This window comes from Streptomyces sp. NPDC050806, from assembly GCF_055586425.1.
This window is the reverse complement of the sequence record NZ_JBVJIF010000004.1, coordinates 35,089-60,917: the sequence shown is the minus strand read 5'-3', so window position 1 is coordinate 60,917 and position 25,829 is coordinate 35,089. Positions and strand designations below refer to the sequence as shown.

Here is a 25,829-nt window from a genome sequence, read left to right as displayed (position 1 = left end):
GGTGCTTTTCGTTGAACTGAGAAACGGGGAATCCACACCGTGGCAAGGACCAAGAACCAAGGCGCGCGGCGCGAGGCGCTCATCGAGGCGGCGGGCCGGGCGATCGCCGGGCGCGGCCTGGCGGGCCTGCGCATCAAGGACATCGCGGCCGAAGCGGAGGTCTCCGCCGGCTCGGTGCTCTACTACTACCCGGAACTGGACGACCTGGTCTTCGAGGTCCACCAGGCCGCCGTGGAGCGCTATCTCGCACACCGGCACGCCGGCACCGACGCCATCGCCGACCCGGTGGCACGCCTGCGCGCGGCCGCCGGGAGCGGCCTGCCGCGCGACAGTGACGACGGGGTGCACAAGCTGCTGTACGAACTGCACGGCCTCGCCGACCGCAGCCGCCCGCACGCCACCCTCATGGCGTCGCTGTACGCACGCGAGGTCGCGCTCTACACCACCGTGCTCGAACTGGGCGCGGCAGCAGGGGAGTTCACGTTCACCGCGACGGCGGCCGAGGTGGCACGCGACCTGGTCGCGCTGGAGGACGGATACGGCCTGCACATCTTCAGCCGCAACCCGGCGGTGGACCACGCCGCGGCGTGCGACGCGGTCCTCCGCTTCGCCCGCACGGTCACGGGGTGCGCGCGGCTGTAGCCGATGCGGCCGGGAAGGTGCGGTTCAGGCGCCCAGCGCCCTCCGGCAGACCGCCGCGAACGCCTGGGCGCGGGCGGTCGGCCGGACCCCCGACAGCCGTGCCAGCACCACCGGCAGGGCCGGCAGCGGATCGGTCAGCCGCAGCGCCACCGCCCGACCGCCGTCGTACGTCGCGTCGTGCACCGGCCGCTGGTTCAGCAGCGCGAACCCGTGCCCCGCCGCCACCATCGCGCGCACCGTCTCATAACTCGTACTGCGATGCCGCACCTTCGGCTCGACACCCGTCTTGAGGAACAGCGAACGGAAGTAATCCCTGCTCAGCGGCAGATCGAGCAGGATCATCGGCTCCGCCGCCAGATCCGACAGCCGCACCGCCTCCGCGCCCGCCAGCGCATGGTCCGGCGGCACCAGCGCGTACGGCGGCGCCACCGCCAGCACCTCCCGCTCGATGTCCGGATCGAGACCCAGGTCGTACAGGAGCGCCAGCTCGCATCTGCCGCCGCGCAGATCCTGCTGCACCGCCCGGATGTCGCCCTCCGTGACCTGCACCCGCACCGCCGGGTGCGCCTCCCCGAACTCCCGCAGCAGCCGCGGCAGGGAGAACGGTGCCAGGGTCTGGAAACAGCCCACCGCCAGCTCGCCCACCAGCTCCGTCCCCAGGCTGCGGGCCGTCTCCGTCAGGTCCTCGGCGTGCGTGAGAAAGCCCCGCAGCTCGTGCAGGAAACGCTCGCCGGCCCGGGTCAGCGACAGCCCCCTGGCGTGATGCCGGATCAGCAGCTGCACGCCCAGCTCCCGCTCCAGGTGCGTCACCGCGGTGGAGACCGCCGACTGCGACACACTGACACGCTGCGCGGCGGCCGTCATGCTGCCGAGCTCCGCGGCGGCCAGGAAATAGCGGAGCTGTACGAGGGTGAAGTTGGCGTCCTTGGGCATGGCGTGATCCTTGCACCCCCGCTGCATCAATTCACCGGATGACGGAGCACGGGTTTCTCCGCCGGCCGGGTCGTCGCGGCCCTGTCCGGCGGGCGGCCGGAGAGCTAGGCTGCCCGCCGCCAGGTGATCTTCGGACGTCGCAAGCCCTCGGGGGTGTCATGGAACTCAACCTCCACCGGCTCTGGATCTTCATGCAGGTCGTCGAGCACCAGGGCTTCTCCGCCGCGGCCCAGAAGCTCTACATGAGCCAGCCCTCCGTCTCCAACCAGGTGCGCAGGCTCGAACAGTCGCTGCGCGTCACCCTGGTGGACCGCTCGGGGACCCGGGCCCGGCCGACCGCCGAGGGCGAGGTCCTCGCCGAGTACGGCAAGCGGGTCTTCCTGCTGGCGGAGGAGGCGGTCGCCGCCGTGCAGCAGGTCAGCGGGCTGGCGACCGGCCGGCTGCTGGTCGGCGGCTCCACCACCGTCGGCACCTATCTGCTGCCGGCACTGCTGGCCCGGTACCGGGAGCGGCACCCCGCCATCGAGTGCGACATCTTCGTCGGCAACGGCGAGGCGGTGCAGGAGCAGCTGCTCGGCGGCGGCATCGGCATCGCGGTGGTGGCCGGCAGCCCGCACGGCGACCGGCTCGTCGTGGAGAACGTGCTGGACGAACGGCTGGTGCTGGTCGCGGCCCCCGGCCACCGGCTCGCGGGCGCGGCCGGGGTGACGCCCGAAGAGCTGGCCGGCGCCCGGTTCCTGCTCCGCGAACCCGGCTCGCAGACCCGCAGCCTCCAGGAACAGGTGCTGGCCGACTGGGCGCTGGAGGACGTGCCGCGCGCCGACATCTGGGGGCCCGAGGCGGTGAAGCAGTGCGTGGCCGCGGGCCTGGGCCTCGCCCTGATCTCCGAACACGCGGTGGGGGAGGACGTACGGGCCGGACGGCTGGCCGTGCTGCCCGTGGAACCCGCGCCGCTGCCCCGGCCGGTCAGCCTGGTCCACCGCAGGGACCGCCTGCTCTCCCCGGCGGAGCGCGCCTTCCTCACGCTGCTGCGTGAACTGCGTCACTGGCCGGGGGAGCCGCCGACCGCGGAAACCGCCGGTACGGACGGGTAACGGCTCGTCAAAGGCAGTGTCGTACGCCACGTACCGTCCCGATCCGGCCGTCACCCCGTGCCTTCCGTCCCGGCGGCCGTTTGCACCCGGACAGGCCCGTGATCAGCCCAAGTGCGGCGGCGAGGGCGGTTCGAGGCGATTCCGTCGAACCACTTCGGCGGACGAGGTCAGCGCGGCGGTGACCGGCTCGTAGCGGGGCGTGATCAGGGTGGCACGCACTGCCATCGAAGCGGCGCGCGCCCGCGCGAAAGTGCATCCATGCACCCGTCCTGATGGATGCAATATTGCACTTTTGCCTGGCAGGGCGGAGCGCATGCCCTGCTCGGACGGCATGTGGCACCCAGTGTCACCTGAACGCCGTCCATCCGGTCACCCCCACCGCGTCAGCAAACGCCCGGACGCACGCAACGCGCGTATACCCACGGGTCGGCAAGGTGACCGGATCGGAGTGTGCGCGAAAGCGAACGAGCCGCCACAGTAACCGGACCGAATCAGGCAGGACCGAAGGACGTTCCCGGGGGAGGGGGCGCACCGAACGGACTGCCGCACACGGATGGGGTGGGAAGAGAAGTGTGGGCTGTGATGGTGCGGTGAGGGCGCTGCAGGTGAGGCAGGGCGACCTGGTACTCATTCAGGGCCAGTGGCGGCAGGTCCAGTCCGTTAGAGCGGATGTGCGGGCAGGGGGAGGGCCGGCCGTGGTGCTGGTATTCCAGCGGGGCTCGGCGGCGCGGGTCCGCGCCGCCGACGCACTCGCCGTACAGCGCGGCACCGGGCCCTCACGGGCGCAGGTGGCGTGCGCGACCGTACGTACCGGCGCCGCACGACGCGTCGGCGTGGCCGGTGAGGCCCGCTGACCGTCCCGCGGACGCGGCCGGCGCCCGGAGACGGCCCTACGCCACCGTCTCCGGGCGCCGCGCCGTGCCCAGCACGGCCGGCGACGACGGCAGCGTCACACCGCCCGGCGGTACGCGCAGCCGCCGGTGCCGCTCCACGGTGAAACCGGCGTCCCGCAGCGCCGCCAGCGAGTCCCGCGACGTGTGACAGCCGCCGTTCAGCAGCGGCCACACCGTGCGGTCGGCGGCCCGCTGCACCGCGCGCAGCCCGCGCCCCTCGGCCCGTACGTGCTCCAGGAACCGCAGCTCCGCACCCGGCCGCAGCACCCGCCGCAGCTCCGCCAGCGCGCGCTCCACGTCCCGTACGGAACAGAGCACCAGCGCCACCACCGCGGCGTCGAACGCCTCGCTCTTCACCGGCAGCGCCTCGGCGACCGCCGGCACCACGTCCACCGGCACCCCGGCGCGCGCGGCCTCGGTACGCGCCGCCCGCCGCAGTGTCGCCTCCGGCTCGATCGCCACCACCTCCGAGACGGTCCCCGGATAGTGCGCGAAGTTCAGCCCGCCGCCCGCGCCGATCTCGATGACCCGCCCCGACAGCCCCGTCAGCAGCTCGCGACGGAGCGGCCGCAACCCGCCGTGCTCATCGGCGAGCGGCCCGAGCCGCGCGTAGGCGCGGGCGAAGAGCGGATGGTGCACGGCGGTCCGGGTTCCTCTGTTGCGCAGCGACATGCCTCGCCCTTCCCGTACGACACGACGGCGGCTCCCGATCCGATTGTGCCGCCGAGTCGCCCGCCCGTCGCCCGTCACTACCGCGTGTACCTGATATCAACCGCGTCCAACTGGCATCAACCGCGTGTGCCCGACATCAACGCCTGTGCCCGACATCAACCGCGTGTGCCTGGCATCAACCGCGTGTGCCTCTGGCATCAACCGCGTGTACCTGGCATCACCGCGTGTACCTGGCATCAAAGGTCCGGCCTAGAATGGCGTCTCGGCCGCGTCGGCCGGCGCGGGTGTGCTTCAGCTTCCTGGCAGGGCCCCTCCCTCTCCCCACCGAGGAGACAGTCGGCCCCGAGGACACCACCCCGTCCCCGGACCCCCGTGACGGAAGCCCCTCCCCCACCTCCGCCACACACTCCTGAAGCTACCGCCCGCCACTGACAACCGACGCACGCCCAGCCCCACCGTCAGCACGACAGAGCAGGACGCATGCCGAACCACCCCGCGCCAGCGGTCGAGGACGCCCACCCGGGCGCGCCGGAGGCCACCACCGACGCCTACGCCCGCAAAGCGGTACTCGCCTCCGCCGTCGGCTACGGCCTGGAGGGCTTCGACCTCCTCATCCTCAGCTTCGCCCTCTCCGCGATCACCGCCGGACTGCACCTGGGCCCCGCCCAGGCGGGCTCGCTCACCACGATCACCCTCATCGGCTGCGTCGCGGGCGGCCTCCTCTTCGGCGTGCTCTCCGACCGCCTCGGCCGCATCCGCGTCCTGACCTGGTCGATCATTCTCTTCGCCGTCTTCACCGGGCTCACCGCGCTCGCCCAGGACTTCACCCAGCTCTCGATCGCCCGCTTCGTCGCGGGCATGGGCATCGGCGGCGAGTTCGGCATCGGCATGGCGCTCGCCGCCGAGGCCTTCCCCAGCCGCAAGCGCGCCCGCGGCACCTCCTACGTCGGCCTCGGCTGGCAGACCGGCGTCCTCGCCGCCGCCCTGGTCTCCGCGCCCGTCATCGAAGCCTGGGGCTGGCGCGCCCTCTTCGCGCTCGGCGTGCTGCCCGCCGTCGCGGCCTTCCTCTTCCGCCGCACCATGCACGAGCCCGCCGCGTTCACCGCGGCGAAGACCGCCGAGCGCCCGGCCACCGCGCCGCTCCGTTCCCTGGTCGCCACCCCTGCCGCGGGCCGCGCCACCCTCGGCGTCCTCGTCCTGACCTCGGTACAGAACTTCGGCTACTACGGCATCATGACCTGGCTGCCGAGCTACCTCTCCCAGCAGTTCGGCTACAGCCTCACCAAGTCCGGCGCCTGGACCGCCGTCACCGTCGTCGGCATGGCCTGCGGCATCCTCGCCTTCGGGCACCTCGCCGACCGCATCGGCCGCCGCCCCACCTTCTGGATCTTCCAGGCCGGCTCGGTCGTCACGGTCCTCGCGTACGCCACGCTGTCCACGCCCACCGCGCTCCTGATCGGCGGCGCGGTCATGGGCGCGTTCGTCAACGGCATGACCGGCGGCTACGGCGCGCTCATCGCCGAGCTGTACCCGACGCACGCCCGTGCCACCGCGCAGAACGTCCTCTTCAACGTCGGCCGCGGCATCGGCGGCCTGGCCCCGCTCGTGGTCGCCCTGGTCGCCACCACCTACGGCTTCCAGAAGGCCATCGGCCTGCTCGCCGTCATCTACGTCCTGGACATGGCGGCGATGCTGCTCATTCCGGAGCGCAAGGGTGCTGAGCTGGACTGAGCCGCGCCTACGACGAAGGGGGCACCGGCTCGCAGCCGGTGCCCCCTTCGTCGTACCGCTAGCCTTGCCAGGTCCCGCCGAGCCGCGGCGCCAGCCACCCCGGCGCCTGCGTGCGGAACGTCTCCGGTGCCAGCGCGCCCGAGCCTTCCGGTACGAGGCCGAGCAACGGCGCGCCGGCCGACCTGGGCAGATCCTCCAGATTGCACCGCGAGGCCAGATCCGGCTCGGCGGGCCAGCTGCCGACGACGACGCCCGCGCACGCGATGTCCATCGTGCGCAGCGCGAGCGCTGTCAGGGCGGTGGAGTTGAGCGTGCCCAGGCCCGCCCGGGCCACGACCAGCATCGGCGCACCGGCCGCCCGCGCCGCGTCGGCGAGCGTCGCGCCGGCCTCGTCGAAGCGGACCAGCAGCCCGCCCGCGCCCTCGACCAGCACGAGGTCGTGCTCGGTGGCCAGCTTGGCCGCGGCCTCGGCGATCTCGTACGGCCGCAGCGTCGGCATCCCGGCCCGGCGGGCCGCCGTGTCGGGCGCCAGCGGTTCGGGATAGCGGGCGAGTTCGGCGGTGGTGACGCCGGGGCCCGCCAGCCGCGCGACCTCGGCCGCGTCGCCCGGCTCGCCCGGCGCGACCCCGGTCTGGGCTGGTTTGAGCACCGCGACCGACCGGCCGCGGGCCGACTCCGCCGCCGCGACGGCCGCCGTGGTGACCGTCTTGCCGATCTCCGTGCCCGTGCCCGTGATGAACAGCACCGACATGTGAACCGTGTTCCTCTCAGCCCTCGCGCGCGGCAGCGCACACCGCGGCACAGATACGGGCGATGTCCTCGTCGCCGGTGATGTACGGCGGCATCGTGTAGATCATGTCGCGGAAGGGACGCAGCCAGACGCCCGCGCCGACCGCGGCCCGGGAGGCGGCCGTCATGTCGACGGGATGGTCGAGCTGGACGACGCCGATGGCGCCCAGTACCCGTACGTCCCGAACGCCCGGGATCGTCCTGGCCTGTTCCAGTCCGTCGCGCAGCCCGGCCTCGATCCGCTTGATCTCCTGGCGCCAGTCCTGCGCGAGCAGGACGTCCAGCGAGGCGTTGGCGACGGCGGCGGCCAGCGGGTTCGCCATGAACGTCGGCCCGTGCGCGAGCACCGGCACCTCGCCGCGGGAGATCCCGTCGGCCACCCGCGGTGTGCACAGCGTTGCCGCCATGGTCAGATAGCCGCCGGTCAGCGCCTTGCCGACGCACATGACGTCCGGCACGACACCGGCGTGCCCGGCCGCGAAGAGTTCGCCGGTGCGGCCGAAGCCGGTGGCGACCTCGTCGAAGACCAGCAGCACGTCGTGCGCGTCGCACGCCTCCCGCAGCACCCGCAGGTAGGCGGGGGAGTGGAAGCGCATGCCGCCGGCGCCCTGCACGACCGGCTCGACGATCACCGCGGCCAGCTCCTCGGCATGGCGGCCGATCAGCTCCCGCAGGTGGTCCGCGTACGCCTCGTCCGGCGGCGCGTCGAAGCCGGCCGGCGGCTCGTCGGCGAAGACCTGCCGGGGCAGCACCCCGGACCACAGGTCGTGCATCCCGCCGTCCGGGTCGCAGACCGACATCGGCTGCCAGGTGTCACCGTGGTAGCCGCCGCGCCAGGTCAGCAGCCGCTGCTTGGCCGGGCGGCCGAGCGAACGCCAGTACTGCAGGCACATCTTGGCGGCGACCTCGACCGAGACGGACCCGGAGTCGCACAGGAAGACGTGCTCCAGGTCGCCCGGCGCGATGTCGGCGAGCCGTTTGGCGAGCCGGACGGCGGGCTCGTGCGTGAGCCCGCCGAACATCACATGGCTCATCCGGTCCAGCTGGCCGCGCGCGGCCTCGTTCAGCACCGGGTGGTTGTAGCCGTGGATGGCCGACCACCAGGACGACATGCCGTCGACCAGTTCGGTGTGGCCCTGTACCGGTTCGGCGGTGCGCAGCCGGACCCCGGCGGCGGACTCGATCACCAGTGGATCGTCCGTGCCGGGCATCGGGCCGTACGGGTGCCACACGTGCTGCCGGTCCAGGGCCAGCAGGTCGCGCACGTTCATCGGCTCAGGCATTGGGCGGCAGGTCGGTGCCGGCGCCCCGGCGGCGTACCGAGACCAGGTCGGTACGGACACCGTCGGCGTCCCGCGCCTCCGCGACCGCGCCGGCGGGCACCGGCTCGGGCTCGGCGGCCACCGGCTCCGGCTCCGCACCGCCGTCACCGCACGGCCCGCAGCCACCGCCGCCACCGTGTCCGCCGCAGCCGCCGGCGGCGGGTTCCCCGGCGTGGCTGCCGCAGCCGGCCGCGGCGAGCGCGTCGGCGCGGTGCGCGGGCAGCGTGGTGGTGCCGGTGCCCTCGACCTCGAACCCGGCGTCCTCGATCATCGCCAGGTCGTCCTTGCCGGCCTGGCCCTCACTGGTGAGGTAGTCGCCCAGGAAGATGGAGTTGGCCAGGTGCAGCGCCAGCGGCTGGAGCGTCCGCAGATGCACCTCGCGCCCGCCTGCCAGCCGTACCTCCACGTCCGGGCAGACGAAGCGGACCATGGCCAGGATGCGCAGCGCGCGCTGCGGGGTGAGGTGCCACTCCTTGGCCAGCGGAGTTCCCTCGAACGGGATCAGGAAGTTGACCGGTACCGAGTCCGGGTCCAGGTCGCGCAGCGAGAAGACCACGTCGACCAGGTCCTCATCGGTCTCGCCCATGCCCGCGATCAGGCCGGAACACGCCGACATGCCGGCCGCCTGGGCCTGCTGCACGGTCGAGACCCGGTCCGCGTACGTATGGGTTGTGGTGATCTGTCCGTACTGCGCCTCGGACGTGTTGAGGTTGTGGTTGTACGCGTCGGCGCCCGCGTCCCGCAGTCGCGACGCCTGGCCGTCGGAGAGCAGCCCCAGGCAGGCGCAGACCTCCACGCCCTCGTTCTGCTCCTTGATGGCCGAGATCGTCTCCGAGACCCGGTCCACGTCCTTGTCCGTCGGCCCGCGGCCGCTCGCCACGAGGCACACCCGCTTGGCGCCGCCCGCGACGCCGGCGGCTGCCGCCTTGGAGGCCTCGTCGGGCTTGAGCCAGGTGTACTTGAGGATCTCGGCCTTGGAGCCCAGGCGCTGGGAGCAGTACGAGCAGTCCTCAGGGCACAGGCCCGACTTCAGGTTGACCAGGTAGTTGAGCTTCACCCGCCGCCCGAACCACTGGCGACGGACCTTGCCCGCCGCCGCCACGACGTCGAGCAGCTCGTCATCGGATGTCGCCAGTACGGCGAGTGCCTCTTCGCGGGACGGCGACTCGCGCCGCAGCCCCTTCTCCACCAGAGCGTTCAGCAGGTCCATGGCGAAGATCCTGGCTTACGGCACCGGCCCCGGCCAAGGAGGATTCCAACAACGCCGCAGGTTGGGGGTGTGTGTATTGCCACACCGTAGACAGGCGTAACGACCGCTAACGTCTATCGACAGCCAACAAACCCGAGGATGCCGATGCCTGCCGACCCCGCCGCCGTCCCGTCCGGTGACGACCCCTTCGACTGGATCGACGAGGCGCGCGAGAAGCGCCGCAGAGCGGGGCTCGTACGGACCCTGAAGCCCCGCCCGGCCGACTCGGCCCTGCTGGATCTGGCGAGCAACGACTACCTCGGCCTCGCCCGGCACCCCGAGGTCACCCGTGCCGCCGCGGCCGCCGCGCACCGCTGGGGCGCCGGCGCGACCGGCTCCCGGCTGGTCACCGGTACCACGGAACTGCACGCCCGGCTCGAAGCCGAACTGGCCGAATACTGTGGTTTTGAAGCGGCGCTGGTGCTGTCCTCGGGGTACGCGGCCAATCTCGCGGCCGTCACCGCGCTCACCGGGCGCGGCTCCCTGGTCGTCTCCGACGCCGGGAACCACGCCTCGCTCATCGACGGCTGCCGGCTCTCGCGCGCCCGTACGGCCGTGGTGCCGCACAGTGATCCCGAGGCGGTGCACAAGACCCTCGACGCCGCGCGCGCCGAACCGGACCACGAGGGCCGCGCCGTGGTCGTCTCGGACTCGGTCTTCTCGGTGGACGGCGACGCCGCGCCGCTGGCCGCGTACGCCACCGCCTGCCGCGCGCACGGCGCGGCGCTGCTGGTGGACGACGCGCACGGGCTGGGCGTCCTGGGGGAGGGCGGGCGCGGCGCGCTGTGGGACGCGGGCCTGGCGGGGGACCGGGACGTGGTCGCCACCATGACCCTCTCCAAGTCCCTGGGCAGTCAGGGCGGTGCCGTGCTCGGCCCGGCGAAGGTCATCGAGCACCTGGTCAACACGGCCCGTACGTTCATCTTCGACACGGGGCTGGCGCCGGCGGCGGCCGGGGGCGCGCTCGCCGCGCTCCGGCTGCTGCGCCGGGAGCCCGAGCGGGCCGGCCGGGCCCGTGCCGTGGCCCGTACGCTCCACCGGCGGCTGACGGCCGCGGGGCTCGCCGCGGTCCTCCCGGACGCCGCCGTGGTGTCCGTACGCGCCCCCTCGCCCGAGCAGGCGGTGCAGTGGGCGGCGGACTGCCGCGCGGCCGGTCTGGCCGTCGGCTGTTTCCGCCCGCCGTCCGTTCCCGACGGCATTTCGCGGCTGCGGCTGACCGCCCGCGGGGACCTGACCGACCGCCAGATGGACGAAGCGGTCGGCGCGATCCTTTCGACCGCACCGACCGCTTGAACTATTTCCCCGGAACCGGTCGCCGAATTTTATTCTTGAACCGGTTCCTCGAAGGTGTCCGGATCAGCCCGCCTTTGTGGGCTCACCGGTGTGCAGGGCGTCGACAAAAGCCCGCCACGCGGAGCCCGCGAACAGCAACGCGGGCCCCGAAATGTCCTTCGAGTCGCGAACGGCGAGAGTTTCACCGTTGACCCGGGCGGTCTCGACGCAGTTGTTCATTCCCGTACTGCGCGTGCTGCGCACCCAGCACGCGCCCGTAAGGGCGGTGCTGGCGGGTACGTACCGCGGCGATGCCGTCATGATGGAGCCTCCTCAACGCGCCCGGACCAGGCCACTCAGCCGTCTGCGATCCGGGCAATCAAAGCCGATGATTCCTCGCATGAGAGGGCGTGCCCCCGCAGCGTGTCGAATGCATCGCTGTACGCCCTGAGGTCCTCTTTGCGTTCGAGGTAGAGGCTACTCGTCAAATGGTCGAGAACCACCACATCCAAGTCAGCAATGAGCGGAAAGGAGAAGATAACGAAAGGGCCGGTGATGCCGATGTGGACACCGGCTGCAAACGGCAGCACCTGCAGCCGCACGTGCGGCAGTTCCATGACCTGAAGCAGATGCCGCAATTGGTCCTTCATCACCTCCGGACCACCCGCCGGACGGCGTAGGACGGCCTCGTCCAACACGGCTGAAAGATTCAGTGGAGCGTCCCCGTCCAGCACGTTCTGACGCTCCATGCGGACACGGACCAGCGCATCGATTCTGCTCTGCGGCAGATCGGCCAGGGCCGCCCGGGTGACCGCCCGTGCGTAGTCCGGGGTCTGCAGCAGCCCCGGTACCACCGTCGTCTCCAGCGTCCGGGCGTGCGAGGCGCCGGCCTCCAGGCTGATGAAATCCCGGTACTGCGGCGGCAGCAGGTCACGGTAGGTGTGCCACCAGCCTCGTCCCGCGTCCCCTCCGCTCCCGCCGCCCGCGTCCTGGCCGCACAGCGCGGCCAGCAGCGCACGCGACTCCTCGTCGCGCACGTCGTACGCGTCCAGCAGCCGTTCCACGTCGGCCGGACGCACTCCGCTCCGGCCGGTCTCGATCCGGCTCACCTTCGACTGGTGCCAGCCCACAAGGCGGGCGGCCTCGCCGCTGGTGAGCCCGGCCAGATTCCGACGGCGCCTCAACTCCGCACCGAGCTTGCGACGGCGCACTGCGGGACCGTGGTGCATGAACCCTCCTCACGGATAACCGCGACTCGTCATAACTGACACCGATGCGTCAGTGTGCCGCCCAAATACGGTCTCGCGTAGCAGAGTTCACCGCTTCGAGCGACAGATATATGCATATCTTGGTGGATGGCTCACGACAGGGGCAGCATGAGTGGCAGTCTGGCGCAAAGCAGCGGCACGGGGCCCATTTTCGGACCTGATCATGCTCCTGCGCAGCGGAGAGACGGCCTCGGGCGGGAAAGGGACGGGCGCGGCGATGGCAGACCACCAGGAAGCATCACTGACCCTGCCGAGCGCGCCGGAGTCGGTGCCCATGGCGCGCAGATACGTTACTGGAGTCCTCGCGGGGTGGGACGAGGCGGGTGGCGCGGAACGTGCGGACCTCCACGACATCGTGCTGCTCATCGTCTCCGAACTGGCCACCAACGCTGTCGTCCACACCCTCGGCAGATCCCCGGCCTTCACCGTCGTCCTCCACCTCGACCGGGACGAAGTCCTGACCATCGGTGTCACGGACAGCCACCCCCGCATGCCGCGCCGGCTCCCGGCCGCCGTCCAGCAGGACAACGGCCGCGGGCTCGTCATCATCCGCACCCTCGTCGCGGAAACCGGCGGAAAGATCACCATCGAACCGACCGACGCCGGCGGCAAGACGGTCCGGGTCGCCCTCCCCTGGCCGACCCCGGCCCCGCGTGCCGCTCCCCGCGGTGCGAAGGCGTGAGCGACCGCCGCCAATGCGGCCGAGATCATTCGCCGCCGGTGTCCCTCGTGCGACCGGTGTCCGGCGTTCCGCTCTCCCTCGTCACGAGGAGCGCCTCGGCGCCGACCGGGGTGAAGCCGGCCGCGAGCAGTGCCCGTACGCCGGCGGCGTTCGCCGGGGCGACCTGAGCCCACAGGGGCCGGCCCGCCGGTACGAGATGGCGGGCCGCCTCCGCCGGCGGTCCGCTCCGAGGTCAGGCCGGCGGTCAGGTCGGCAGTCACGCCGACGGCGGCGGCCCTGGAAGCGGTTCGGCGACCGTGAGCATGTCGACGCCCTCGACCGTACGACCGGTACGGTCCGCCAGCGCGGCCAGGAACCCCGGGCTCAACGGGGACCCGGATCCCCCGGCGCGATCCGCCGTCGCACCCAGTCGGGGGAGACGTCGGCGCACACGAACGCGCACCCCGAGAACGAGAGGACACCGCTGTCGCGTTCCGACACCGGCGGCAGCACGGTGACGCTCCCGTCAGCAGCCGGAAACGCACCGCGGGCAGCGGCGGCCGGCACCTTGCCCAGCGCGTGGCCCACGCGGCGCGCCTACGCCGGTTCCGGGAGCGGGGTACGCGTGTTGATCCGTACGTGCTGCAGCGCGGTGAGCCGCCACACGAACACGATCGCGAGGACGGCGGCGGCCGCGTCCAGCAGATCGGACAGCAACAGGGTCCGCACCGCCGCCCGCAACTCCCCGAACGCCTCCGCTCTGCGCATCTGAGAACTGCCGACAACGCCGAGGAAATTCGTCGCGACCCACATTCCTCACCAGGCATTCACCACGACATGGGAAACACGGCTCCCGGGCGGGCTGCCGGCCCTCCAGATGTCCCCGGCGATCTGCCGCGGAAACCACAGATTGACGATCGGCACGACCCACGTACCGACCGTCCAGAGCCGCCCCCTCCGGTGACCGTCGGGAGCGAACACCTCGCCATTGATTCGCGCGCGGAAGAACCAGAAGAGGAACGCCACCGCGACGACCGGCAGGAGTTGGGACGAGAGATTCCCGTAAAAGGAATAATCCTCGTCAGCCGCAACGAACTCCGCCCGGAAGGAGCCGAAGGACCCGAAGGACCCGAAGGACTCGAAGGTCGAGCCCCCAAATTCCCCCTTCTCCGCGGTCAATTCACCCAGCACACGCAAATACCGCCCGCCGGCGGCCAGTATCAGCACGTCCACCGCAAGGAACACACCCAGCAGTACCACCACAACCGCCGCCCCAGTAATCGCCGAGCCCCCTGGCCCCGCCCCCAACGGCACCCTCACGGCCGCCGGCGGAAGCTACGACAGCCAACCCGCCACGTCCATACGGAATTTCGAATCGTGAGGCGTTGTGCTCACCGCCTGTCGCAGTGCGCAGGCCGATTCCTGGGCCGTCATGACCTCGTCGCCATGCTCGAAGGCCCATGCGCCGATCGCGTCGATCGGGGCCAGCAACGTCCGGCCCAGAGCCGTGAGGTCGTACTCGACCCGGCCGGGCGCGTCGGGCGGGGGCTGTCGGCTGACCAGTCCATTGAACTGCAGCCGTCGCAGAGTCTCCGTGAGGACCTTGGAACTGAGCAACATGGCCGACGCGCTCGCCACCCATTGGGTGCGGGCCGGGCACCAGGTGACCATCGGGGGTCGGGACGTACACAGGAGGCCCTTCGGCCGCACAGCAGCTGGCCGCGGCGGCACCGGGAGCCCGGGTGGTCAAGGCCTTCAACCTCTGCCACGAGGACGAATGGCGCATGCGGCCGCCTGTCTTCGACGGGCGCCCCCTGGCCGTCCCCGTCTGCGGGGACGACGAGACGGCCCTCGCGCACGTGCGCGAGCTGGTGCGGGACGTGGGCTGTGAACCCGTGGCGGGCGGCGGTCTTGACCGGGCAGGACTCCTGGAGGCGACCGCGGCGCTGTTCGTCGCGCTGTGGGTCGGCCAGGGAGCGGACGTGCAGGCGATCGCACCCCCACTGGCGTACGCGGCCGGACCGAGCCCCCCGGAGAGGGAAGGTGACACAGGGGCTTCCCGGTAGGGGCGCTCTGTGGTGCCCGGGCGGGAGGCCCGGGGAGGCCGCCGCGGTTCGGCTCCCCGGGGTCCCTGGTGGCCTATGGGCCCCTACGCGCGGCCATACCAGACGCTTCGGGTCCAGATGCGTTCCTTGCGTACCGAGGCGCCGGGTTTCGGAGCGTGCCAGATGCGGCCCTTTCCGGCGTAGATGCCCACGTGGTACACCGAGCGGCCGGAGTGGAAGAAGACCAGGTCACCCCGCTTTCGTGCGGAGGTGCTGATGTGCCGGACGTGGCGGTACTGGGAGTCCGCCGTGCGTGGCAGCCGCTTGCCCACGCGCTTGAACGCGTACTGCGTCAGCCCCGAGCAGTCGAAGCTGTGCGGGCCCGTGGCTCCCCAGCGGTACGGCGATCCCTTCTTTGACGCCGCTACCCGCAGCGCCCTGTGGCCGGACCCCGACGAGGCCGCCGTGACCGCGGCCGTCGCGGACACCGTCGTGGACGCCGCGGCGGGTGCCGCCGTCGCGTCCGCCGTGCTGCCGGGGACCAGGCCCCCGCCTCCCACCAGTGCCAGCGTGAGCACCGAAACCGCCGCGGCGCGGGACACCAGGGCGGGCACACCAGAAGCAGGATGATCATCGCGCGCAGACATGCGCACTCCTTCGTCAGCCGCCTGCGAAGGAAGACCTGTCGGGTTCGGGCAGGCGAAGATGCCCGGCCGGATGTACTGCCGCCCGAAGGCGGGCACCGGCTTCACCCCAAGGGACCGCCGGCCGCAAGAGCGGTCGGCCGGTGGCCCCGTCGTGCTCGGGTCCTCCGCTCCTGCCGGTCCACGTGTATCGACCAGACGCCCGGGTACGGCGGCAGGATTCGGCGTCCGCCCGGACCGCCCCGCCGCTGTGGCGGGGGCTTGTCGTCGGAGGGATCGTTGCGCAAGGCACCGGTGAAGCCGGAGTGGAACATGCCTGGTGTGAGGGTCGTCACGCTTGATCCATTCGGGTGGACAGGTGCCGTGCGTCGAGCGGATCGAACGCCGTACGCACCCCCGTACCGGCGCTGTCGTACGGGCCGCCATCCGACACGTCGGCGCGGCGCGCAAGTCGAGCCCCGCACCCGTCGCATCCCCAGCCACTCCAACAGGCGGAGACCGATCGGGTGCCCGAGGCCCCACGGGAGGGAATCGTCCCGTCATTCCTCAGCAGGCGGCGGGACGGCGACGAGACCGGCCCGCCGCTCCCCGTCCAGCACCCGCAGCGCGCGGGTGAGGGTGTCGGCGTGCAGCTCCGTCTCGCCGCGCTCGTGCATCAGCGCCAGCGCGTCCCGCAGGTCCGCGGCCCGGCCGACCAGTGCCTGCGCGGCCCGCAGCCCCTGGTACGCGCCGTTGCCGCGGGCCGGGTTGATCCGCCCCAGCAGGTCCAGCACCTGGAGGTAGCTGTCGATGAAGGCGCCTTCGGCCCTGGTCAGCGCGGGCAGCGGCGGCAGCTCGGGAGGGAGGGCGGCCATCCCCTCACCTCGCGCCGGGAGTTGTACCGGGGCCCGCGCCCGAAGCCCCGCCGGGGCCCGCGCCCGAAGCCCCGCCGGGTCCCGCGCCCGAAGCCCCGCCGGGTCCCGCGCCCGGAGTCGCGCCGGGCACGCCTGCCGAGGCCTTGCGGCCGCGGGTGATGTCGTCGATCAGCCCGTAGGCCACGGCCTGCCGTGCGTCGAGGATCTTGTCGCGTTCGATGTCGGCGGCGATCTGCTCGCGCGGCCGGCCGGTGTGCCGGGCGAGCAGCTCCTCCAGCAGATCGCGGGTGCGCAGCAGTTCGCGGGCCTGGATGTCCAGGTCGGTGGCCTGGCCCTCGATCGGTTCGCTGAAGGACGGCTGGTGGATGAGGACCCGGGCGCCGGGGAGGGCGAGGCGGCGGCCGGGGTGGCCGGCGGCGAGCAGGACGGCGGCGGCGGAGGCGGCCTGGCCGAGGCAGACCGTCTCGACGGGGCTGGTGACGAACTGCATCGTGTCGTAGATCGCGGTCATCGCGGTGAACGAGCCGCCGGGGGAGTTGATGTAGAGCGAGATGGCCTGGTCGGGGGCGGCGTGCTCCAGCTGGATCAGCTGTGCCATCACGTCGTTGGCCGCGGTGTCGTCGATCGGCGTGCCGAGGAAGACGATGCGCTCGTCGAAGAGCTTGGAGTACGGGTCGAGCGTGCGGGCGCCCTGTGTCGTGCGCTCGGTGAACTCCGGAAGGACGTAGCGGGCCGTCGGTTCGAGCATGAGGGACCCTCCTCTTTTCGTTTGTAAAAAATGTACAGGACGTACATCCCGTTAGAATGGGGAGCATGACCTACGAGATTCCGGTGACGCAAGCCCGGGCGGAGCTCGCGGATTTGATCAACCGCGTGGTGTACGGCTCCGAGCGCGTGGTCGTCACGCGCCACGGCAAGCCGTTGGTCGCGCTGGTGTCCGCCGCTGACCTGCAGCGGCTTGAAGATCTCGACCGCGCGGAAGCGGGTGCCGAGGAGGAGGTCGTCAGCACCGTCTCCACGGTCCGGCAGCTGCCGGCGTCCGCTCCGGGCGAACGGCGGCGGTTCGGCATCGCCGCGGAGCACCGCGGCCCGGCCGCCGGGGATCGGCGACCGGGCCACGAGAGGTGAGGCGGGTCAGCGGCTGAGCCGACCCGGCGGGGGAGCGGGTGTCAGGAGCTGAGCTCCCAGAGCGCGTGCGCGATGGCGTCGGTGTTGGTGTCCAGCGCCTTCTCGTCGATGTTCTTCGTCGTGTCGCAGGACCGGTGGTAGCAGGCGTCGAAGGGCTCGCCCTCCGTGCCGCCCCAGTTCTCGGCCTGCTCGGCGGTCTTCCGGTAGTCGGCGCCGGAGAAGAGGCCGCCGACGGGGATGCCCGCGTCCTTGAACGGCGCGTGGTCGGAGCGGCCGTCGCCCTCGGTCTCGATCTCGGTGGCGATGTTCTTGCTCGCGTACCAGTCCTTGAAGACCTTCTCCAGCCGGGTGTCGTCGTCGTAGACGAAGTAGCCGGGGTTGGGAGAGCCGATCATGTCGAAGTTCAGGTAGGAGTCGAACTTCGCGCGGTCGCCCTCGGGCAGCCCGTCCACGTAGTGCGACGAGCCGACCATGCCGAGCTCCTCGGCGCCCCACCAGCCGAACCGCAGGTGCTTGGCGGGCTTGAGGTCCGCCTTGGCGACCGCGAGGGCGACTTCGAGGATGCCGGCCGAGCCGGAGCCGTTGTCGTTGATGCCCGGGCCCGCGTCGACGGAGTCCAGGTGGGCGCCGGCCATCACCGTCTTGCCCTCGTCGCCGCCGGGCCAGTCGGCGATGAGGTTGTAGCCCTTGCTGCCGCCCGAAGTGAACTCCTGGACCTGGGTGGTGAATCCGGCCTTGTCCAGCTTGTCCTTGATGTAGTCCACGGACGCCTTGTAGCCGGGCTGTCCGTGGGCGCGGTTGCCGCCGTTGGCGTCGGCGATGGACTGGAGCTGGTCCAGGTCGCCCTGGACGGCGGAGACCGGGATGTCCGGCGCGGCGAGCGGGGCGGTACCGGCCTGGGCGCCGGCCGCGGTGAAGAGCGTGGCGGCGACGGCGGTGCAGGCGCCCGCCGCGAGGACGGCCCGGCGTATTCGTACGGTTCGGGTCACGATGTGGCTCCGATACTGGTGTGGGGGGTGGTGTTGCGGAGCTTTCTCTTGTGCTGGAGCGCGTGCGCGACGCGTGAGGCGTGCGAGCGCGCGGACATGAGCATCGTGACTTGTCGATGGGCAGTCAAGAGCGGATAGCGAACGCGCTGTTCCGGGCAGCGGGGCTCCGGTCTGTTTTGTCTCTTTCGAGGGACATGTCGACCGGACGGGGAATTGGCGCCGAGGGGTCCGGTCCCCAGATTTAACAAGGGATTCACCGCGGTAACGCGGACGACATCGGGCGTGGCTAGCCTGCGAAGTCCGCGCCGATTCATGGAACTTATCTGGAGATCGGTTTGCCTTCCCTTTGTTTAATGTGTGATACATCTACTTGGCGGGTGTGTCTACGCTCGTGACCTGGGCCGATGCGGTCCGGGCGCAAGATTTGTGAGGTGGAATATGCAACTGACCCCGCATGAACAAGAACGACTGATGATTCATGTCGCGGCGGACGTTGCCGAAAAGCGCCGGGCCCGCGGCGTACGGCTCAACCACCCCGAAGCCATTGCCCTGCTGACCGTGCACATCCTCGAAGGCGCGCGCGACGGCCGGACGGTCGCCGAGCTGATGTCCTCCGGGCGCAAGGTCCTCACCCGGGACGACGTCATGGCGGGCATCCCCGAGATGATCCACGACGTCCAGGTCGAGGCGACCTTTCCGGACGGCACCAAGCTCGTGACCGTCCACGACCCCATCAGCTGACCCAGGGAGAGCCGAAGATGATCCCGGGACAGATCATCCACGCGGACGAGCCGGTACGCCTCAACGAAGGCCTTCCCGTCACCCGCATGACCGTCCTCAACATCGCCGACCGCCCCGTGCAGGTCGGCTCCCACTACCACTTCGCCGAGGCCAACCCCGGCCTCGACTTCGACCGTGCGGCCGCGCACGGCAAGCACCTGAACGTCCCCGCCGGCTCGGCCGTGCGCTTCGAGCCCGGTATCCCCACCGAGGTCGAACTCGTGCCCCTCGGGGGCAAGCGGATCGTCGCGGGCCTGCGTGGCGAGACCGGAGGCACCCTCGATGGCTGAACTTTCCCGCGCCGCGTACGCCGACCTCTTCGGCCCGACGGCGGGTGACCTGGTGCGGCTGGCCGACACCGACCTGCTGATCGAGATCAGCGAGGACCGGTCGGGCGGCCCCGGGCGCAGCGGCGACGAGGCCGTCTTCGGCGGCGGCAAGGTCATCCGGGAGTCGATGGGCCAGTCCCGGCTCTCCCGCGCGGACGGCGCGCCGGACACCGTGATCACCGGCGTGATCGTCATCGACCACTGGGGCATCGTCAAGGCGGACGTCGGCATCCGGGACGGCCGGATCGTGGGGCTCGGCAAGGCCGGCAACCCCGACACCATGGACGGCGTCCACCCCGACCTGGTCATCGGCCCGGAGACCGAGATCATCGCCGGGCAGGGCAAGATCCTCACCGCCGGTGCCATCGACACCCACGTCCACTTCATCTGTCCCGAGCAGGCCAACGAGGCGCTGGCCTCCGGCGTCACCACCATGATCGGCGGCGGCACCGGCCCGGCCGAGGGCAGCAAGGCCACCACCATCACCCCCGGCGCCTGGCACGTCGCCCGGCTCTTCGAGGCGATGGACGCCTTCCCCGTCAACGTCGGGCTGCTCGGCAAGGGCAACACCATGTCGGCCGCCTCCATGCGCGACCAGCTGCGGGCCGGCGTGCTCGGTTTCAAGATCCACGAGGACTGGGGCGCCACCCCGGCCGTCCTGGACGCCTGCCTCGGCGTCTGCGAGGAGAGCGGCGCCCAGCTCGCGATCCACACCGACACCCTGAACGAGGCCGGCTTCCTCGGCGACACCATCGGCGCCATCGCCGGACGCTCGATCCACGCCTTCCACGTCGAGGGCGCCGGCGGCGGCCACGCGCCCGACATGATCGCGATGGTGTCGGAGCCGAACGTGCTGCCCGCTTCGACCAATCCGACCCGGCCGCACACCGTCAACACCGTCGAGGAGCACCTCGACATGCTGATGGTCTGCCACCACCTGAACCCCGCGGTCCCCGAGGACCTGGCCTTCGCCGAGTCCCGCATCCGCCCCTCGACGATCGCGGCCGAGGACATCCTGCACGACATGGGCGCCATCTCGATGATGTCGTCCGACGCGCAGGCCATGGGCCGCATCGGCGAGGTCGTCATGCGGACGTGGCAGACCGCGCACGTGATGAAGAAGCGCCGCGGCGCGCTGGCCGGGGACTTCGCGGCGGACAACAACCGGGTACGGCGCTACGTCGCGAAGTACACCATCAACCCGGCGATCGCCCAGGGCGTCGACCACCTCGTCGGCTCCGTCGAGGCCGGCAAGCTCGCCGACCTCGTGCTGTGGGACCCGGCCTTCTTCGGCGTCAAGCCGCGGCTGGTCATCAAGGGCGGCCAGATCGCGTACGCGCAGGTCGGCGACGCCAACGCGTCCATCCCGACCCCGCAGCCCGTTCTGCCGCGCCCGATGTTCGGCGCGATGGGCAAGGCGCCCGGCGCGAACTCGCTCAACTTCGTCTCCGAGCAGGCCGTCGAGGACGGGCTGGCCGGCCGGCTGGGCATCGCCAAGGAACTGACCGCGATCCGCTCCACGCGTCAGGTCGGCAAGGCGTCCATGCGCAACAACGACGCGCTGCCGAGGGTGGTGGTCGATCCCGACACCTTCACGGTGACCATCGACGACGAGGTGGTCGAGCCCGCCCCCGCCGCCGAACTGCCCATGGCCCAGCGGTACTTCCTGTTCTGATGGCTGAGCTGACGATGCGTTACGGGAGGGCCGCCGGGCGTACCGGCCGGAAGCGGGCCGCCCGATGAGCCGCGCCGCACTGCTGGTCCTGGCCGACGGGCGGTTCCCGGCCGGCGGGCACGCGCACTCCGGCGGCGCCGAACCGGCCGTCGCCGCCGGCCGTGTCACCGACGCCCGCACCCTCGCGGCGTTCTGCCACGGCCGCCTGCACACCGCCGGGCTGGTCGCCGCCGGACTGGCCGCCGCTGCCGCCGCCGGGTGCGACCCGCTCGCCCTGGACGAAGCGGCGGACGCCCGTACGCCGGTACCGGCCCTGCGGGCCACCGCCCGCAAGCTGGGCCGCCAGATGATGCGGGCGGCCCGCGCGACCTGGCCGTCGGCGGAGCTGGACGCGCTCGCCGCGGCCCGGCCCCGCGGCGCCCACCAGCCCGTCGTCCTCGGTCTGGCCGCGCGCTCGGCGGGCCTGGGACCGGAGGACGCCGCGTACGCCGTCGCCTACGAGACGGTGAGCGGTCCGGCCACCGCCGCCGTACGGCTGCTGAGCCTGGACCCCTTCGACGCGACGGCGGTCCTCGCGCGCCTCGCCCCCGGCATGGACGCGGTCGTGGCCGAGGCGGTTGAGGCCGCCGCACGCGTCCCGCTGGAGGGGACCGCCGTCCTGCCCGCCCGCTCGGCGCCGCTGCTGGACATCACCGCCGAGCAGCACGCCGGCTGGCCGGTACGGCTGTTCGCCTCCTGACGGTGCGGTGACGCACCGTCACCGCACACACGACCTTCTGCACCAACGGAGTTGCCATGCACCTCGACCACGACCTCGACGAGAAGTTCCCCCACCGGCACACCTACAGCGCCGCCGACCCGAAGCGCCCCGACGGCACCCGCCGTGCCGTACGCATCGGCCTGGGCGGCCCGGTCGGCTCGGGCAAGACCGCCACCGTGGCGGCGCTCTGCCGCGCTCTGCGCGACACCCTCTCCATCGCCGTCGTCACCAACGACATCTACACCCGTGAGGACGCGGAGTTCCTGCTCCGCGAGGCGGTCCTGCCGCCCGAGCGGATCACCGCCGTGGAGACCGGCGCCTGCCCGCACACCGCCATCCGCGACGACATCTCCGCCAACCTGGAGGCAGTGGAGGACCTGGAGGACGAGATCGGCCCGCTGGACCTGGTCCTGGTGGAGTCCGGCGGCGACAACCTCACCGCCACGTTCTCCAAGGGCCTGGTCGACTTCCAGATCTTCGTGATCGACGTGGCCGGCGGCGACGACATCCCGCGCAAGGGCGGCCCCGGCGTCACCACCGCCGACCTGCTCGTCATCAACAAGACCGACCTCGCCCCGTACGTCGGCTCCGACCTGGAGGGAATGGCGCGCGACGCCAAGGCCCAGCGCGGTGAGCTGCCCGTCGCCTTCACCGCGATCAAGTCCGAGAACGGTGTGGCCCCGGTCGCCGACTGGGTCCGCGAGCGCCTCGCCGAGTGGACCGCGGGCCCGGCATGACCCTCGCGCCGCCCCCGCCCGCCACCGCCGCGCCCGCGGTCCCCGCCACCGTGGCGCCGGCCGCCCGGCAACTGCGCGCCACCGCCCGTATCACCGCGGTCGCCGCGCCGTCCGGGGCCTCCCGGCTGCCGGTGCTGGACGGTGAAGGGCCGCTGGCCCTGCGCCGGCTGACCTCGCACGACGGGGCGGCCCGGGTCTGCGTGGTCGGCGCCATGAGCGCGCCGGTGGGCGGCGACCACCTGCGCATCGAGGCGGCCGCCGGGCCCGGCAGCGACCTGCGGGTCACGGCGGCGGCCGCGACCCTCGCGCTGCCCGGCCACCACCCGGGGACGGCCCGCTACGACGTGGCGCTGGACGTGGCCGACGGGGCCCGTCTGGACTGGCTGCCCGAACCGCTGATCACCGCGGCCGGCAGCGACCTGATCCAGACCACCACCGTCGATCTCGCGGCCACCGCCCGGCTGGTGCTGCGCGAGGAGCAGGTGCTCGGCCGGGCCGGTGAGGACACCGGCCGGCTCGCGGCGCGGCTGACGGTCCGGCGCGCCGGCCGGGTCCTGCTGGACCAGGAGACCGCGTACGGCCCCGGAGTGCCCGGCTGGGACTCGGCCGCGGTGCTCGCCGGACACCGCGCCGTCGGCCAGCTGCTCGTCGTCGACCCGGCGTACGAGGAGCGGCCCGTGCCGGTACGGATCCTGGGGGCGCCGGACGGTACGGGCCAGGCCGTGGTCACGCCGCTCGCCGGGCCGGCCGCTCTGGTCACCGCCGTCGCGCCGGACGCACTGGCCGTCCGGCGCCTGCTCGACGCGGCCGCGATTCCTACGGGTTGGTAAAGAATAGGCCGCCCGGTCTTTTCATCGGACGGATGTACGAGACAGGATCCCCCTGCAGCTCTGTGATCATCGCCGCCACAAGTGGCGCACCATGCAGGGGGAACAACCACGTGAGACGTACAGCAGCGTTCGGCGCAGCCGGGAGCCTGGTGGCCGGCGCGCTCATAGCCGGCGCCATCGCCGCCACGCCCGCCAGCGCCGGCGTGAACCACCAGCGCGGCTCCGCCGAGGACCGCGGCGTGCAGCTCGCCGCGGCGCGCGCCGCCGATGCCGGTGTCGACTGGCAGACCTGTCCCAAGGACTGGGGCCTGGACGACCCGATCCAGTGCGGGTTCGTGACCGTGCCGGTCGACTACGCCAAGCCGAACGGCAAGAAGATCAAGATCGCGGTGGACCGGGCCAGGAGCACCGGCACCAAGGGCGAGCGCCAGGGCTCCCTGGTCTACAACCCCGGCGGTCCCGGTGGCTCCGGCCTCCGCTTCCCGACCCGGGTGACGACCAAGAACCCGATCTACGCCAAGATGGCCAAGGCCTACGACTTCGTCGGCTTCGACCCGCGCGGCGTCGGCCACTCGTCCCCGATCTCCTGCGCGGACCCGCAGGAGTTCGTCAAGGCACCCAAGGCCGACCCGGTGCCGGACAGCGAGGCCGACAAGCGCGCCCAGCGCAAGCTCGCAGCGGAGTACGCCGAGGGCTGCAAGGAGCGCAGCGGCAGCCTGCTGAAGCACATGACGACGCCCAACACCGTCCGTGACCTGGACGTGGTGCGCGCGGCCCTGGGCGACAAGAAGCTCAACTACCTCGGCGTCTCCTACGGCACGTACATCGGCGCCGTCTACGCCACGCTCTTCCCCGACCACGTGCGCCGGATGCTCGTCGACTCGGTCGTGAACCCCTCGCGCGAGAAGGTCTGGTACCAGGCCAACCTCGACCAGGACGTCGCCTTCGAGACCCGCTGGGGCGACTGGAAGAAGTGGGTCGCGAAGAACGACGCGACGTACCACATCGGCGACACCCCCGAGAAGGTCCAGGCGCAGTGGGAGAAGCTGCGCGCGGCCGCGAAGAAGGCCCCGCTCGGCGGCAAGGTCGGCCCGGCCGAACTCACCGGCTTCTTCCAGAACGCGCCGTACTACGACTCCATGTGGGCCACCGTGGCCAAGGCGTGGAGCGCGTACGTCGCCGGGAACGAGCAGCCGCTGATCGACAACGCCGCGCCCGACATGAGCGACAAGGCCGGCAACATCGCCTCGGAGAACAGCAACGCCGTCTACACGGCCGTGGAGTGCAACGACGCCAAGTGGCCCACGAGCTGGCAGCGCTGGGACCGGGACAACACCCGCATCCACCAGAAGGCCCCGTTCATGACGTGGTCCAACGCCTGGATGAACCTGCCCTGCGCCACGTGGCCCGAGAAGCAGCAGACCCCGGTGAACGTCAAGACCGGCAAGGGCCTGCCCGGCGTCCTCATCGTGCAGAGCACCCGGGACGCCGCGACGCCGTACGACGGCGCCGTCGAGCTGCACGAGCGGCTGGCCGGCTCGCGCATGATCACCGAGAAGGACGCCGGTTCGCACGGCGTCACCGGCCAGGTCAACCCCTGCATCAACGACCGCGTCGACGCGTACTTCGTGCACGGGAAGACCGATGCCAAGGACGTGACCTGCGCACCGCACGCCACGCCCAAGCCGTGACCGGCTGCCGTCACCACTGAGGAGGCGGGGGCGCCCGGGACGATCCCGGGCGCCCCCGCCTCGTGTCCGGCGGATCAGCGCCGATCGCCGTGCGCCTGCTGCTGTGCGGCCTTCGCGTCGGGTGCGTACAGGTCGACGTACTCCTGCCCCGACAGCTTCATGATCTCGTACATGATCTCGTCGGTGACGGCCCGCAGCGCCGCGTGCTCGGACGACAGATCCGCGTACCGGGAGAAGTCCATCGGCTCCCCGAAACGGATCGTGACGCGGATGGCGCGCGGCAGCCGCCGCCCGGTCGGCTGGGCCTCGAACGTGCCGATCACCGCGCACGGCACCACCCTCACCCCCGCCTCCAGCGCCATCGCGGCGACGCCGGTACGGCCCTTGTAGAGCCGCCCGTCGTGCGACCGGGTGCCCTCCGGGTAGATCCCCAGCAGCCGCCCCTTGCGCAGCACGTTGACCCCCGACCGGATCGCGGCCCGCGACGCCTTCCCGCCCGACCGGTCCACCGGAATCTGCCCGACGCCCCGGAAGAACGCCGCCGTCAGCCGCCCCTTGAGGCCGGGCCCGGTGAAATACTCGGACTTGGCCAGAAACGTGACCCTGCGCGGCACGATCGCGGGCATCACGAAGTGATCGGCGAAGGACAAGTGATTGCCGGCGATGATCGCCGCCCCTTCCTCGGGTATGTGCTCCAGCCCCTCCACCCTGGGCCGGAAGACCACCCGCAACAGCGGGCCCAGGAAGACGTACTTGAGCACCTGGTAGAACACGCCCTTGTCCCTCCCTCTGCCGACCGCGGTGAACGTCAGCGTTTCCGCAGGTCAGCTGTGTTGTGAGG

The 25,829-nt window shown here is 71.8% G+C and carries 28 protein-coding genes and 2 pseudogenes; 15 read left to right on the top strand and 15 right to left on the bottom strand.

Annotated features, from left to right (window positions below):
- The first annotated feature begins 39 nt into the window (after positions 1–39).
- Positions 40–642 (top strand): TetR/AcrR family transcriptional regulator, encoded by a 603-nt coding sequence (locus ACZ6WH_RS13150; protein ID WP_469728105.1) that lies wholly within the window; start codon positions 40–42, stop codon positions 640–642.
- A gap of 24 nt (positions 643–666) precedes the next feature.
- Here the strand turns inward: ACZ6WH_RS13150 and ACZ6WH_RS13145 are convergent, their stop codons facing one another.
- Complete coding sequence (locus ACZ6WH_RS13145) at positions 667–1,575, bottom strand: LysR family transcriptional regulator (protein WP_432862112.1); 909 nt, start codon at positions 1,573–1,575, stop codon at positions 667–669.
- Positions 1,576–1,733: 158 nt separating this feature from the next.
- On the opposite strand from ACZ6WH_RS13145, the gene ACZ6WH_RS13140 reads away from it, so the two are divergent.
- Together ACZ6WH_RS13140 and ACZ6WH_RS13135 are read left to right on the top strand one after the other, a co-directional pair.
- Positions 1,734–2,669 carry a LysR family transcriptional regulator gene (locus tag ACZ6WH_RS13140; protein WP_469728102.1) on the top strand — a complete coding sequence of 312 codons (936 nt, stop codon included), beginning with the start codon at positions 1,734–1,736 and terminating at the stop codon, positions 2,667–2,669.
- A 695-nt stretch (positions 2,670–3,364) separates the two neighbouring features.
- Complete coding sequence (locus ACZ6WH_RS13135) at positions 3,365–3,523, top strand: hypothetical protein (RefSeq protein WP_432862117.1); 159 nt, start codon at positions 3,365–3,367, stop codon at positions 3,521–3,523.
- Positions 3,524–3,559: 36 nt separating this feature from the next.
- Here the strand turns inward: ACZ6WH_RS13135 and ACZ6WH_RS13130 are convergent, their stop codons facing one another.
- The gene (locus ACZ6WH_RS13130; protein WP_469728099.1) at positions 3,560–4,234 is read right to left on the bottom strand and encodes a class I SAM-dependent methyltransferase; all 675 of its coding nucleotides are present in this window, start codon (positions 4,232–4,234) and stop codon (positions 3,560–3,562) included.
- A 480-nt stretch (positions 4,235–4,714) separates the two neighbouring features.
- Here ACZ6WH_RS13130 and ACZ6WH_RS13125 point away from each other — a divergent pair, with 480 nt between their 5' ends.
- Complete coding sequence (locus tag ACZ6WH_RS13125; protein WP_469728097.1) at positions 4,715–5,965, top strand: MFS transporter; 1,251 nt, start codon at positions 4,715–4,717, stop codon at positions 5,963–5,965.
- A gap of 58 nt (positions 5,966–6,023) precedes the next feature.
- Here the strand turns inward: ACZ6WH_RS13125 and bioD are convergent, their stop codons facing one another.
- The 3 genes from bioD to bioB are packed head-to-tail and all read right to left on the bottom strand — an operon-like array spanning position 6,024 to position 9,286.
- Positions 6,024–6,716 (bottom strand): dethiobiotin synthase, encoded by a 693-nt coding sequence (gene bioD, locus ACZ6WH_RS13120; RefSeq protein WP_469728095.1) that lies wholly within the window; start codon positions 6,714–6,716, stop codon positions 6,024–6,026.
- Positions 6,717–6,732: 16 nt separating this feature from the next.
- Entirely contained in the window at positions 6,733–8,037 is a 1,305-nt protein-coding gene (locus ACZ6WH_RS13115; protein WP_469728093.1) for an adenosylmethionine--8-amino-7-oxononanoate transaminase, read from the bottom strand.
- Entirely contained in the window at positions 8,030–9,286 is a 1,257-nt protein-coding gene (bioB, locus tag ACZ6WH_RS13110) for a biotin synthase BioB (RefSeq protein ID WP_469728091.1), read from the bottom strand. The genes ACZ6WH_RS13115 and bioB overlap by 8 nt, the downstream gene beginning before the upstream one ends.
- Positions 9,287–9,430: 144 nt before the next feature.
- On the opposite strand from bioB, the gene ACZ6WH_RS13105 reads away from it, so the two are divergent.
- The gene (locus ACZ6WH_RS13105; protein ID WP_399703385.1) at positions 9,431–10,618 is read left to right on the top strand and encodes an 8-amino-7-oxononanoate synthase; all 1,188 of its coding nucleotides are present in this window, start codon (positions 9,431–9,433) and stop codon (positions 10,616–10,618) included.
- Positions 10,619–10,681: 63 nt separating this feature from the next.
- Here ACZ6WH_RS13105 and ACZ6WH_RS13100 read toward each other — a convergent pair whose 3' ends face one another.
- Positions 10,682–10,918 carry a DUF397 domain-containing protein gene (locus ACZ6WH_RS13100; protein WP_361561497.1) on the bottom strand — a complete coding sequence of 79 codons (237 nt, stop codon included), beginning with the start codon at positions 10,916–10,918 and terminating at the stop codon, positions 10,682–10,684.
- Positions 10,919–10,953: 35 nt separating this feature from the next.
- Entirely contained in the window at positions 10,954–11,826 is an 873-nt protein-coding gene (locus ACZ6WH_RS13095; protein WP_432862139.1) for a helix-turn-helix domain-containing protein, read from the bottom strand.
- Between the two features lie 256 nt (positions 11,827–12,082).
- Here ACZ6WH_RS13095 and ACZ6WH_RS13090 point away from each other — a divergent pair, with 256 nt between their 5' ends.
- Positions 12,083–12,547 (top strand): ATP-binding protein, encoded by a 465-nt coding sequence (locus ACZ6WH_RS13090; protein ID WP_432862142.1) that lies wholly within the window; start codon positions 12,083–12,085, stop codon positions 12,545–12,547.
- Positions 12,548–13,123: 576 nt separating this feature from the next.
- Here ACZ6WH_RS13090 and ACZ6WH_RS13085 read toward each other — a convergent pair.
- From ACZ6WH_RS13085 to ACZ6WH_RS13075, 3 genes are all read right to left on the bottom strand, one after another.
- Positions 13,124–13,294: a hypothetical protein gene (locus ACZ6WH_RS13085; protein ID WP_469728088.1), complete on the bottom strand. Its 171-nt coding sequence runs from the start codon at positions 13,292–13,294 to the stop codon at positions 13,124–13,126.
- Between the two features lie 48 nt (positions 13,295–13,342).
- Positions 13,343–13,789, bottom strand: a complete 447-nt coding sequence (locus ACZ6WH_RS13080; protein WP_469728086.1) for a DUF4328 domain-containing protein — start codon at positions 13,787–13,789, stop codon at positions 13,343–13,345.
- A gap of 72 nt (positions 13,790–13,861) precedes the next feature.
- Positions 13,862–14,197, bottom strand: coding sequence for a winged helix-turn-helix transcriptional regulator (locus ACZ6WH_RS13075; protein ID WP_469728084.1), 336 nt, complete (start codon positions 14,195–14,197; stop codon positions 13,862–13,864).
- Here ACZ6WH_RS13075 and ACZ6WH_RS13070 point away from each other — a divergent pair.
- A pseudogene (locus ACZ6WH_RS13070) lies at positions 14,145–14,592 on the top strand (NAD(P)-binding domain-containing protein). The gene ACZ6WH_RS13075 and the pseudogene ACZ6WH_RS13070 overlap by 53 nt on opposite strands.
- Before the next feature lie 83 nt (positions 14,593–14,675).
- On the opposite strand, the gene ACZ6WH_RS13065 reads toward ACZ6WH_RS13070, so the two are convergent.
- The 3 genes and pseudogenes from ACZ6WH_RS13065 to ACZ6WH_RS13055 form a co-directional block, all read right to left on the bottom strand.
- On the bottom strand, positions 14,676–15,218 hold the full coding sequence (locus tag ACZ6WH_RS13065) for a C40 family peptidase (RefSeq protein WP_469728082.1): 543 nt from the start codon (positions 15,216–15,218) through the stop codon (positions 14,676–14,678).
- 536 nt (positions 15,219–15,754) lie between these two features.
- Positions 15,755–16,069 carry a hypothetical protein gene (locus ACZ6WH_RS13060; RefSeq protein ID WP_469728080.1) on the bottom strand — a complete coding sequence of 105 codons (315 nt, stop codon included), beginning with the start codon at positions 16,067–16,069 and terminating at the stop codon, positions 15,755–15,757.
- A 124-nt stretch (positions 16,070–16,193) separates the two neighbouring features.
- Positions 16,194–16,817: pseudogene (locus ACZ6WH_RS13055) on the bottom strand (ATP-dependent Clp protease proteolytic subunit); the annotation flags it as partial.
- Positions 16,818–16,882: 65 nt separating this feature from the next.
- Here ACZ6WH_RS13055 and ACZ6WH_RS13050 point away from each other — a divergent pair.
- Positions 16,883–17,197, top strand: coding sequence for a type II toxin-antitoxin system Phd/YefM family antitoxin (locus tag ACZ6WH_RS13050; protein WP_432862156.1), 315 nt, complete (start codon positions 16,883–16,885; stop codon positions 17,195–17,197).
- A 41-nt stretch (positions 17,198–17,238) separates the two neighbouring features.
- On the opposite strand, the gene ACZ6WH_RS13045 is transcribed toward ACZ6WH_RS13050, so the two are convergent.
- Positions 17,239–18,186 carry a M28 family metallopeptidase gene (locus ACZ6WH_RS13045; RefSeq protein WP_469728077.1) on the bottom strand — a complete coding sequence of 316 codons (948 nt, stop codon included), beginning with the start codon at positions 18,184–18,186 and terminating at the stop codon, positions 17,239–17,241.
- A gap of 438 nt (positions 18,187–18,624) precedes the next feature.
- Between ACZ6WH_RS13045 and ACZ6WH_RS13040 the strand changes: the two genes are divergently transcribed.
- The 7 genes from ACZ6WH_RS13040 to ACZ6WH_RS13010 all read left to right on the top strand — a co-directional run bounded on the left by ACZ6WH_RS13040 (position 18,625) and on the right by ACZ6WH_RS13010 (position 24,988).
- Entirely contained in the window at positions 18,625–18,927 is a 303-nt protein-coding gene (locus ACZ6WH_RS13040) for an urease subunit gamma (RefSeq protein WP_469728075.1), read from the top strand.
- Positions 18,928–18,944: 17 nt separating this feature from the next.
- Positions 18,945–19,256: an urease subunit beta gene (locus ACZ6WH_RS13035; protein ID WP_399703366.1), complete on the top strand. Its 312-nt coding sequence runs from the start codon at positions 18,945–18,947 to the stop codon at positions 19,254–19,256.
- Positions 19,249–20,970 (top strand): urease subunit alpha, encoded by a 1,722-nt coding sequence (locus tag ACZ6WH_RS13030; RefSeq protein ID WP_469728072.1) that lies wholly within the window; start codon positions 19,249–19,251, stop codon positions 20,968–20,970. Before ACZ6WH_RS13035 ends, ACZ6WH_RS13030 begins: the two co-directional genes overlap by 8 nt.
- 64 nt (positions 20,971–21,034) lie before the next feature.
- On the top strand, positions 21,035–21,709 hold the full coding sequence (locus tag ACZ6WH_RS13025) for an urease accessory protein UreF (protein ID WP_432862166.1): 675 nt from the start codon (positions 21,035–21,037) through the stop codon (positions 21,707–21,709).
- Between the two features lie 56 nt (positions 21,710–21,765).
- Positions 21,766–22,467: an urease accessory protein UreG gene (gene ureG / locus ACZ6WH_RS13020; RefSeq protein WP_361561718.1), complete on the top strand. Its 702-nt coding sequence runs from the start codon at positions 21,766–21,768 to the stop codon at positions 22,465–22,467.
- On the top strand, positions 22,464–23,297 hold the full coding sequence (locus tag ACZ6WH_RS13015) for an urease accessory protein UreD (protein WP_469728070.1): 834 nt from the start codon (positions 22,464–22,466) through the stop codon (positions 23,295–23,297). The genes ureG and ACZ6WH_RS13015 overlap by 4 nt, the downstream gene beginning before the upstream one ends.
- Positions 23,298–23,407: 110 nt before the next feature.
- Positions 23,408–24,988 carry an alpha/beta hydrolase gene (locus ACZ6WH_RS13010; protein WP_469728068.1) on the top strand — a complete coding sequence of 527 codons (1,581 nt, stop codon included), beginning with the start codon at positions 23,408–23,410 and terminating at the stop codon, positions 24,986–24,988.
- 74 nt (positions 24,989–25,062) lie between these two features.
- Here the strand turns inward: ACZ6WH_RS13010 and ACZ6WH_RS13005 are convergent, their stop codons facing one another.
- Positions 25,063–25,761 (bottom strand): lysophospholipid acyltransferase family protein, encoded by a 699-nt coding sequence (locus ACZ6WH_RS13005; RefSeq protein ID WP_432862175.1) that lies wholly within the window; start codon positions 25,759–25,761, stop codon positions 25,063–25,065.
- Positions 25,762–25,829 lie beyond the last annotated feature (68 nt).

Bases quoted from the DNA above. Each gene is read 5' to 3' on its own strand.
- ACZ6WH_RS13075 (WP_469728084.1), bottom strand. From the start codon at position 14,197: ATGGTCACCTGGTGCCCGGCCCGCACCCAATGGGTGGCGAGCGCGTCG.
- ACZ6WH_RS13115 (WP_469728093.1), bottom strand. From the start codon at position 8,037: ATGCCTGAGCCGATGAACGTGCGCGACCTGCTGGCCCTGGACCGGCAG.
- ACZ6WH_RS13130 (WP_469728099.1), bottom strand. From the start codon at position 4,234: ATGTCGCTGCGCAACAGAGGAACCCGGACCGCCGTGCACCATCCGCTC.
- ACZ6WH_RS13065 (WP_469728082.1), bottom strand. From the start codon at position 15,218: ATGTCTGCGCGCGATGATCATCCTGCTTCTGGTGTGCCCGCCCTGGTG.
- ACZ6WH_RS13145 (WP_432862112.1), bottom strand. From the start codon at position 1,575: ATGCCCAAGGACGCCAACTTCACCCTCGTACAGCTCCGCTATTTCCTG.
- ACZ6WH_RS13025 (WP_432862166.1), top strand. From the start codon at position 21,035: ATGAGCCGCGCCGCACTGCTGGTCCTGGCCGACGGGCGGTTCCCGGCC.
- ACZ6WH_RS13105 (WP_399703385.1), top strand. From the start codon at position 9,431: ATGCCTGCCGACCCCGCCGCCGTCCCGTCCGGTGACGACCCCTTCGAC.
- ACZ6WH_RS13125 (WP_469728097.1), top strand. From the start codon at position 4,715: ATGCCGAACCACCCCGCGCCAGCGGTCGAGGACGCCCACCCGGGCGCG.
- ACZ6WH_RS13050 (WP_432862156.1), top strand. From the start codon at position 16,883: ATGACCTACGAGATTCCGGTGACGCAAGCCCGGGCGGAGCTCGCGGAT.
- ACZ6WH_RS13060 (WP_469728080.1), bottom strand. From the start codon at position 16,069: ATGGCCGCCCTCCCTCCCGAGCTGCCGCCGCTGCCCGCGCTGACCAGG.
- bioB (WP_469728091.1), bottom strand. From the start codon at position 9,286: ATGGACCTGCTGAACGCTCTGGTGGAGAAGGGGCTGCGGCGCGAGTCG.
- ACZ6WH_RS13090 (WP_432862142.1), top strand. From the start codon at position 12,083: ATGGCAGACCACCAGGAAGCATCACTGACCCTGCCGAGCGCGCCGGAG.
- ACZ6WH_RS13095 (WP_432862139.1), bottom strand. From the start codon at position 11,826: ATGCACCACGGTCCCGCAGTGCGCCGTCGCAAGCTCGGTGCGGAGTTG.
- ACZ6WH_RS13015 (WP_469728070.1), top strand. From the start codon at position 22,464: ATGACCCTCGCGCCGCCCCCGCCCGCCACCGCCGCGCCCGCGGTCCCC.
- bioD (WP_469728095.1), bottom strand. From the start codon at position 6,716: ATGTCGGTGCTGTTCATCACGGGCACGGGCACGGAGATCGGCAAGACG.
- ACZ6WH_RS13040 (WP_469728075.1), top strand. From the start codon at position 18,625: ATGCAACTGACCCCGCATGAACAAGAACGACTGATGATTCATGTCGCG.
- ACZ6WH_RS13100 (WP_361561497.1), bottom strand. From the start codon at position 10,918: ATGACGGCATCGCCGCGGTACGTACCCGCCAGCACCGCCCTTACGGGC.
- ACZ6WH_RS13140 (WP_469728102.1), top strand. From the start codon at position 1,734: ATGGAACTCAACCTCCACCGGCTCTGGATCTTCATGCAGGTCGTCGAG.
- ACZ6WH_RS13030 (WP_469728072.1), top strand. From the start codon at position 19,249: ATGGCTGAACTTTCCCGCGCCGCGTACGCCGACCTCTTCGGCCCGACG.
- ACZ6WH_RS13085 (WP_469728088.1), bottom strand. From the start codon at position 13,294: ATGCGCAGAGCGGAGGCGTTCGGGGAGTTGCGGGCGGCGGTGCGGACC.
- ureG (WP_361561718.1), top strand. From the start codon at position 21,766: ATGCACCTCGACCACGACCTCGACGAGAAGTTCCCCCACCGGCACACC.
- ACZ6WH_RS13035 (WP_399703366.1), top strand. From the start codon at position 18,945: ATGATCCCGGGACAGATCATCCACGCGGACGAGCCGGTACGCCTCAAC.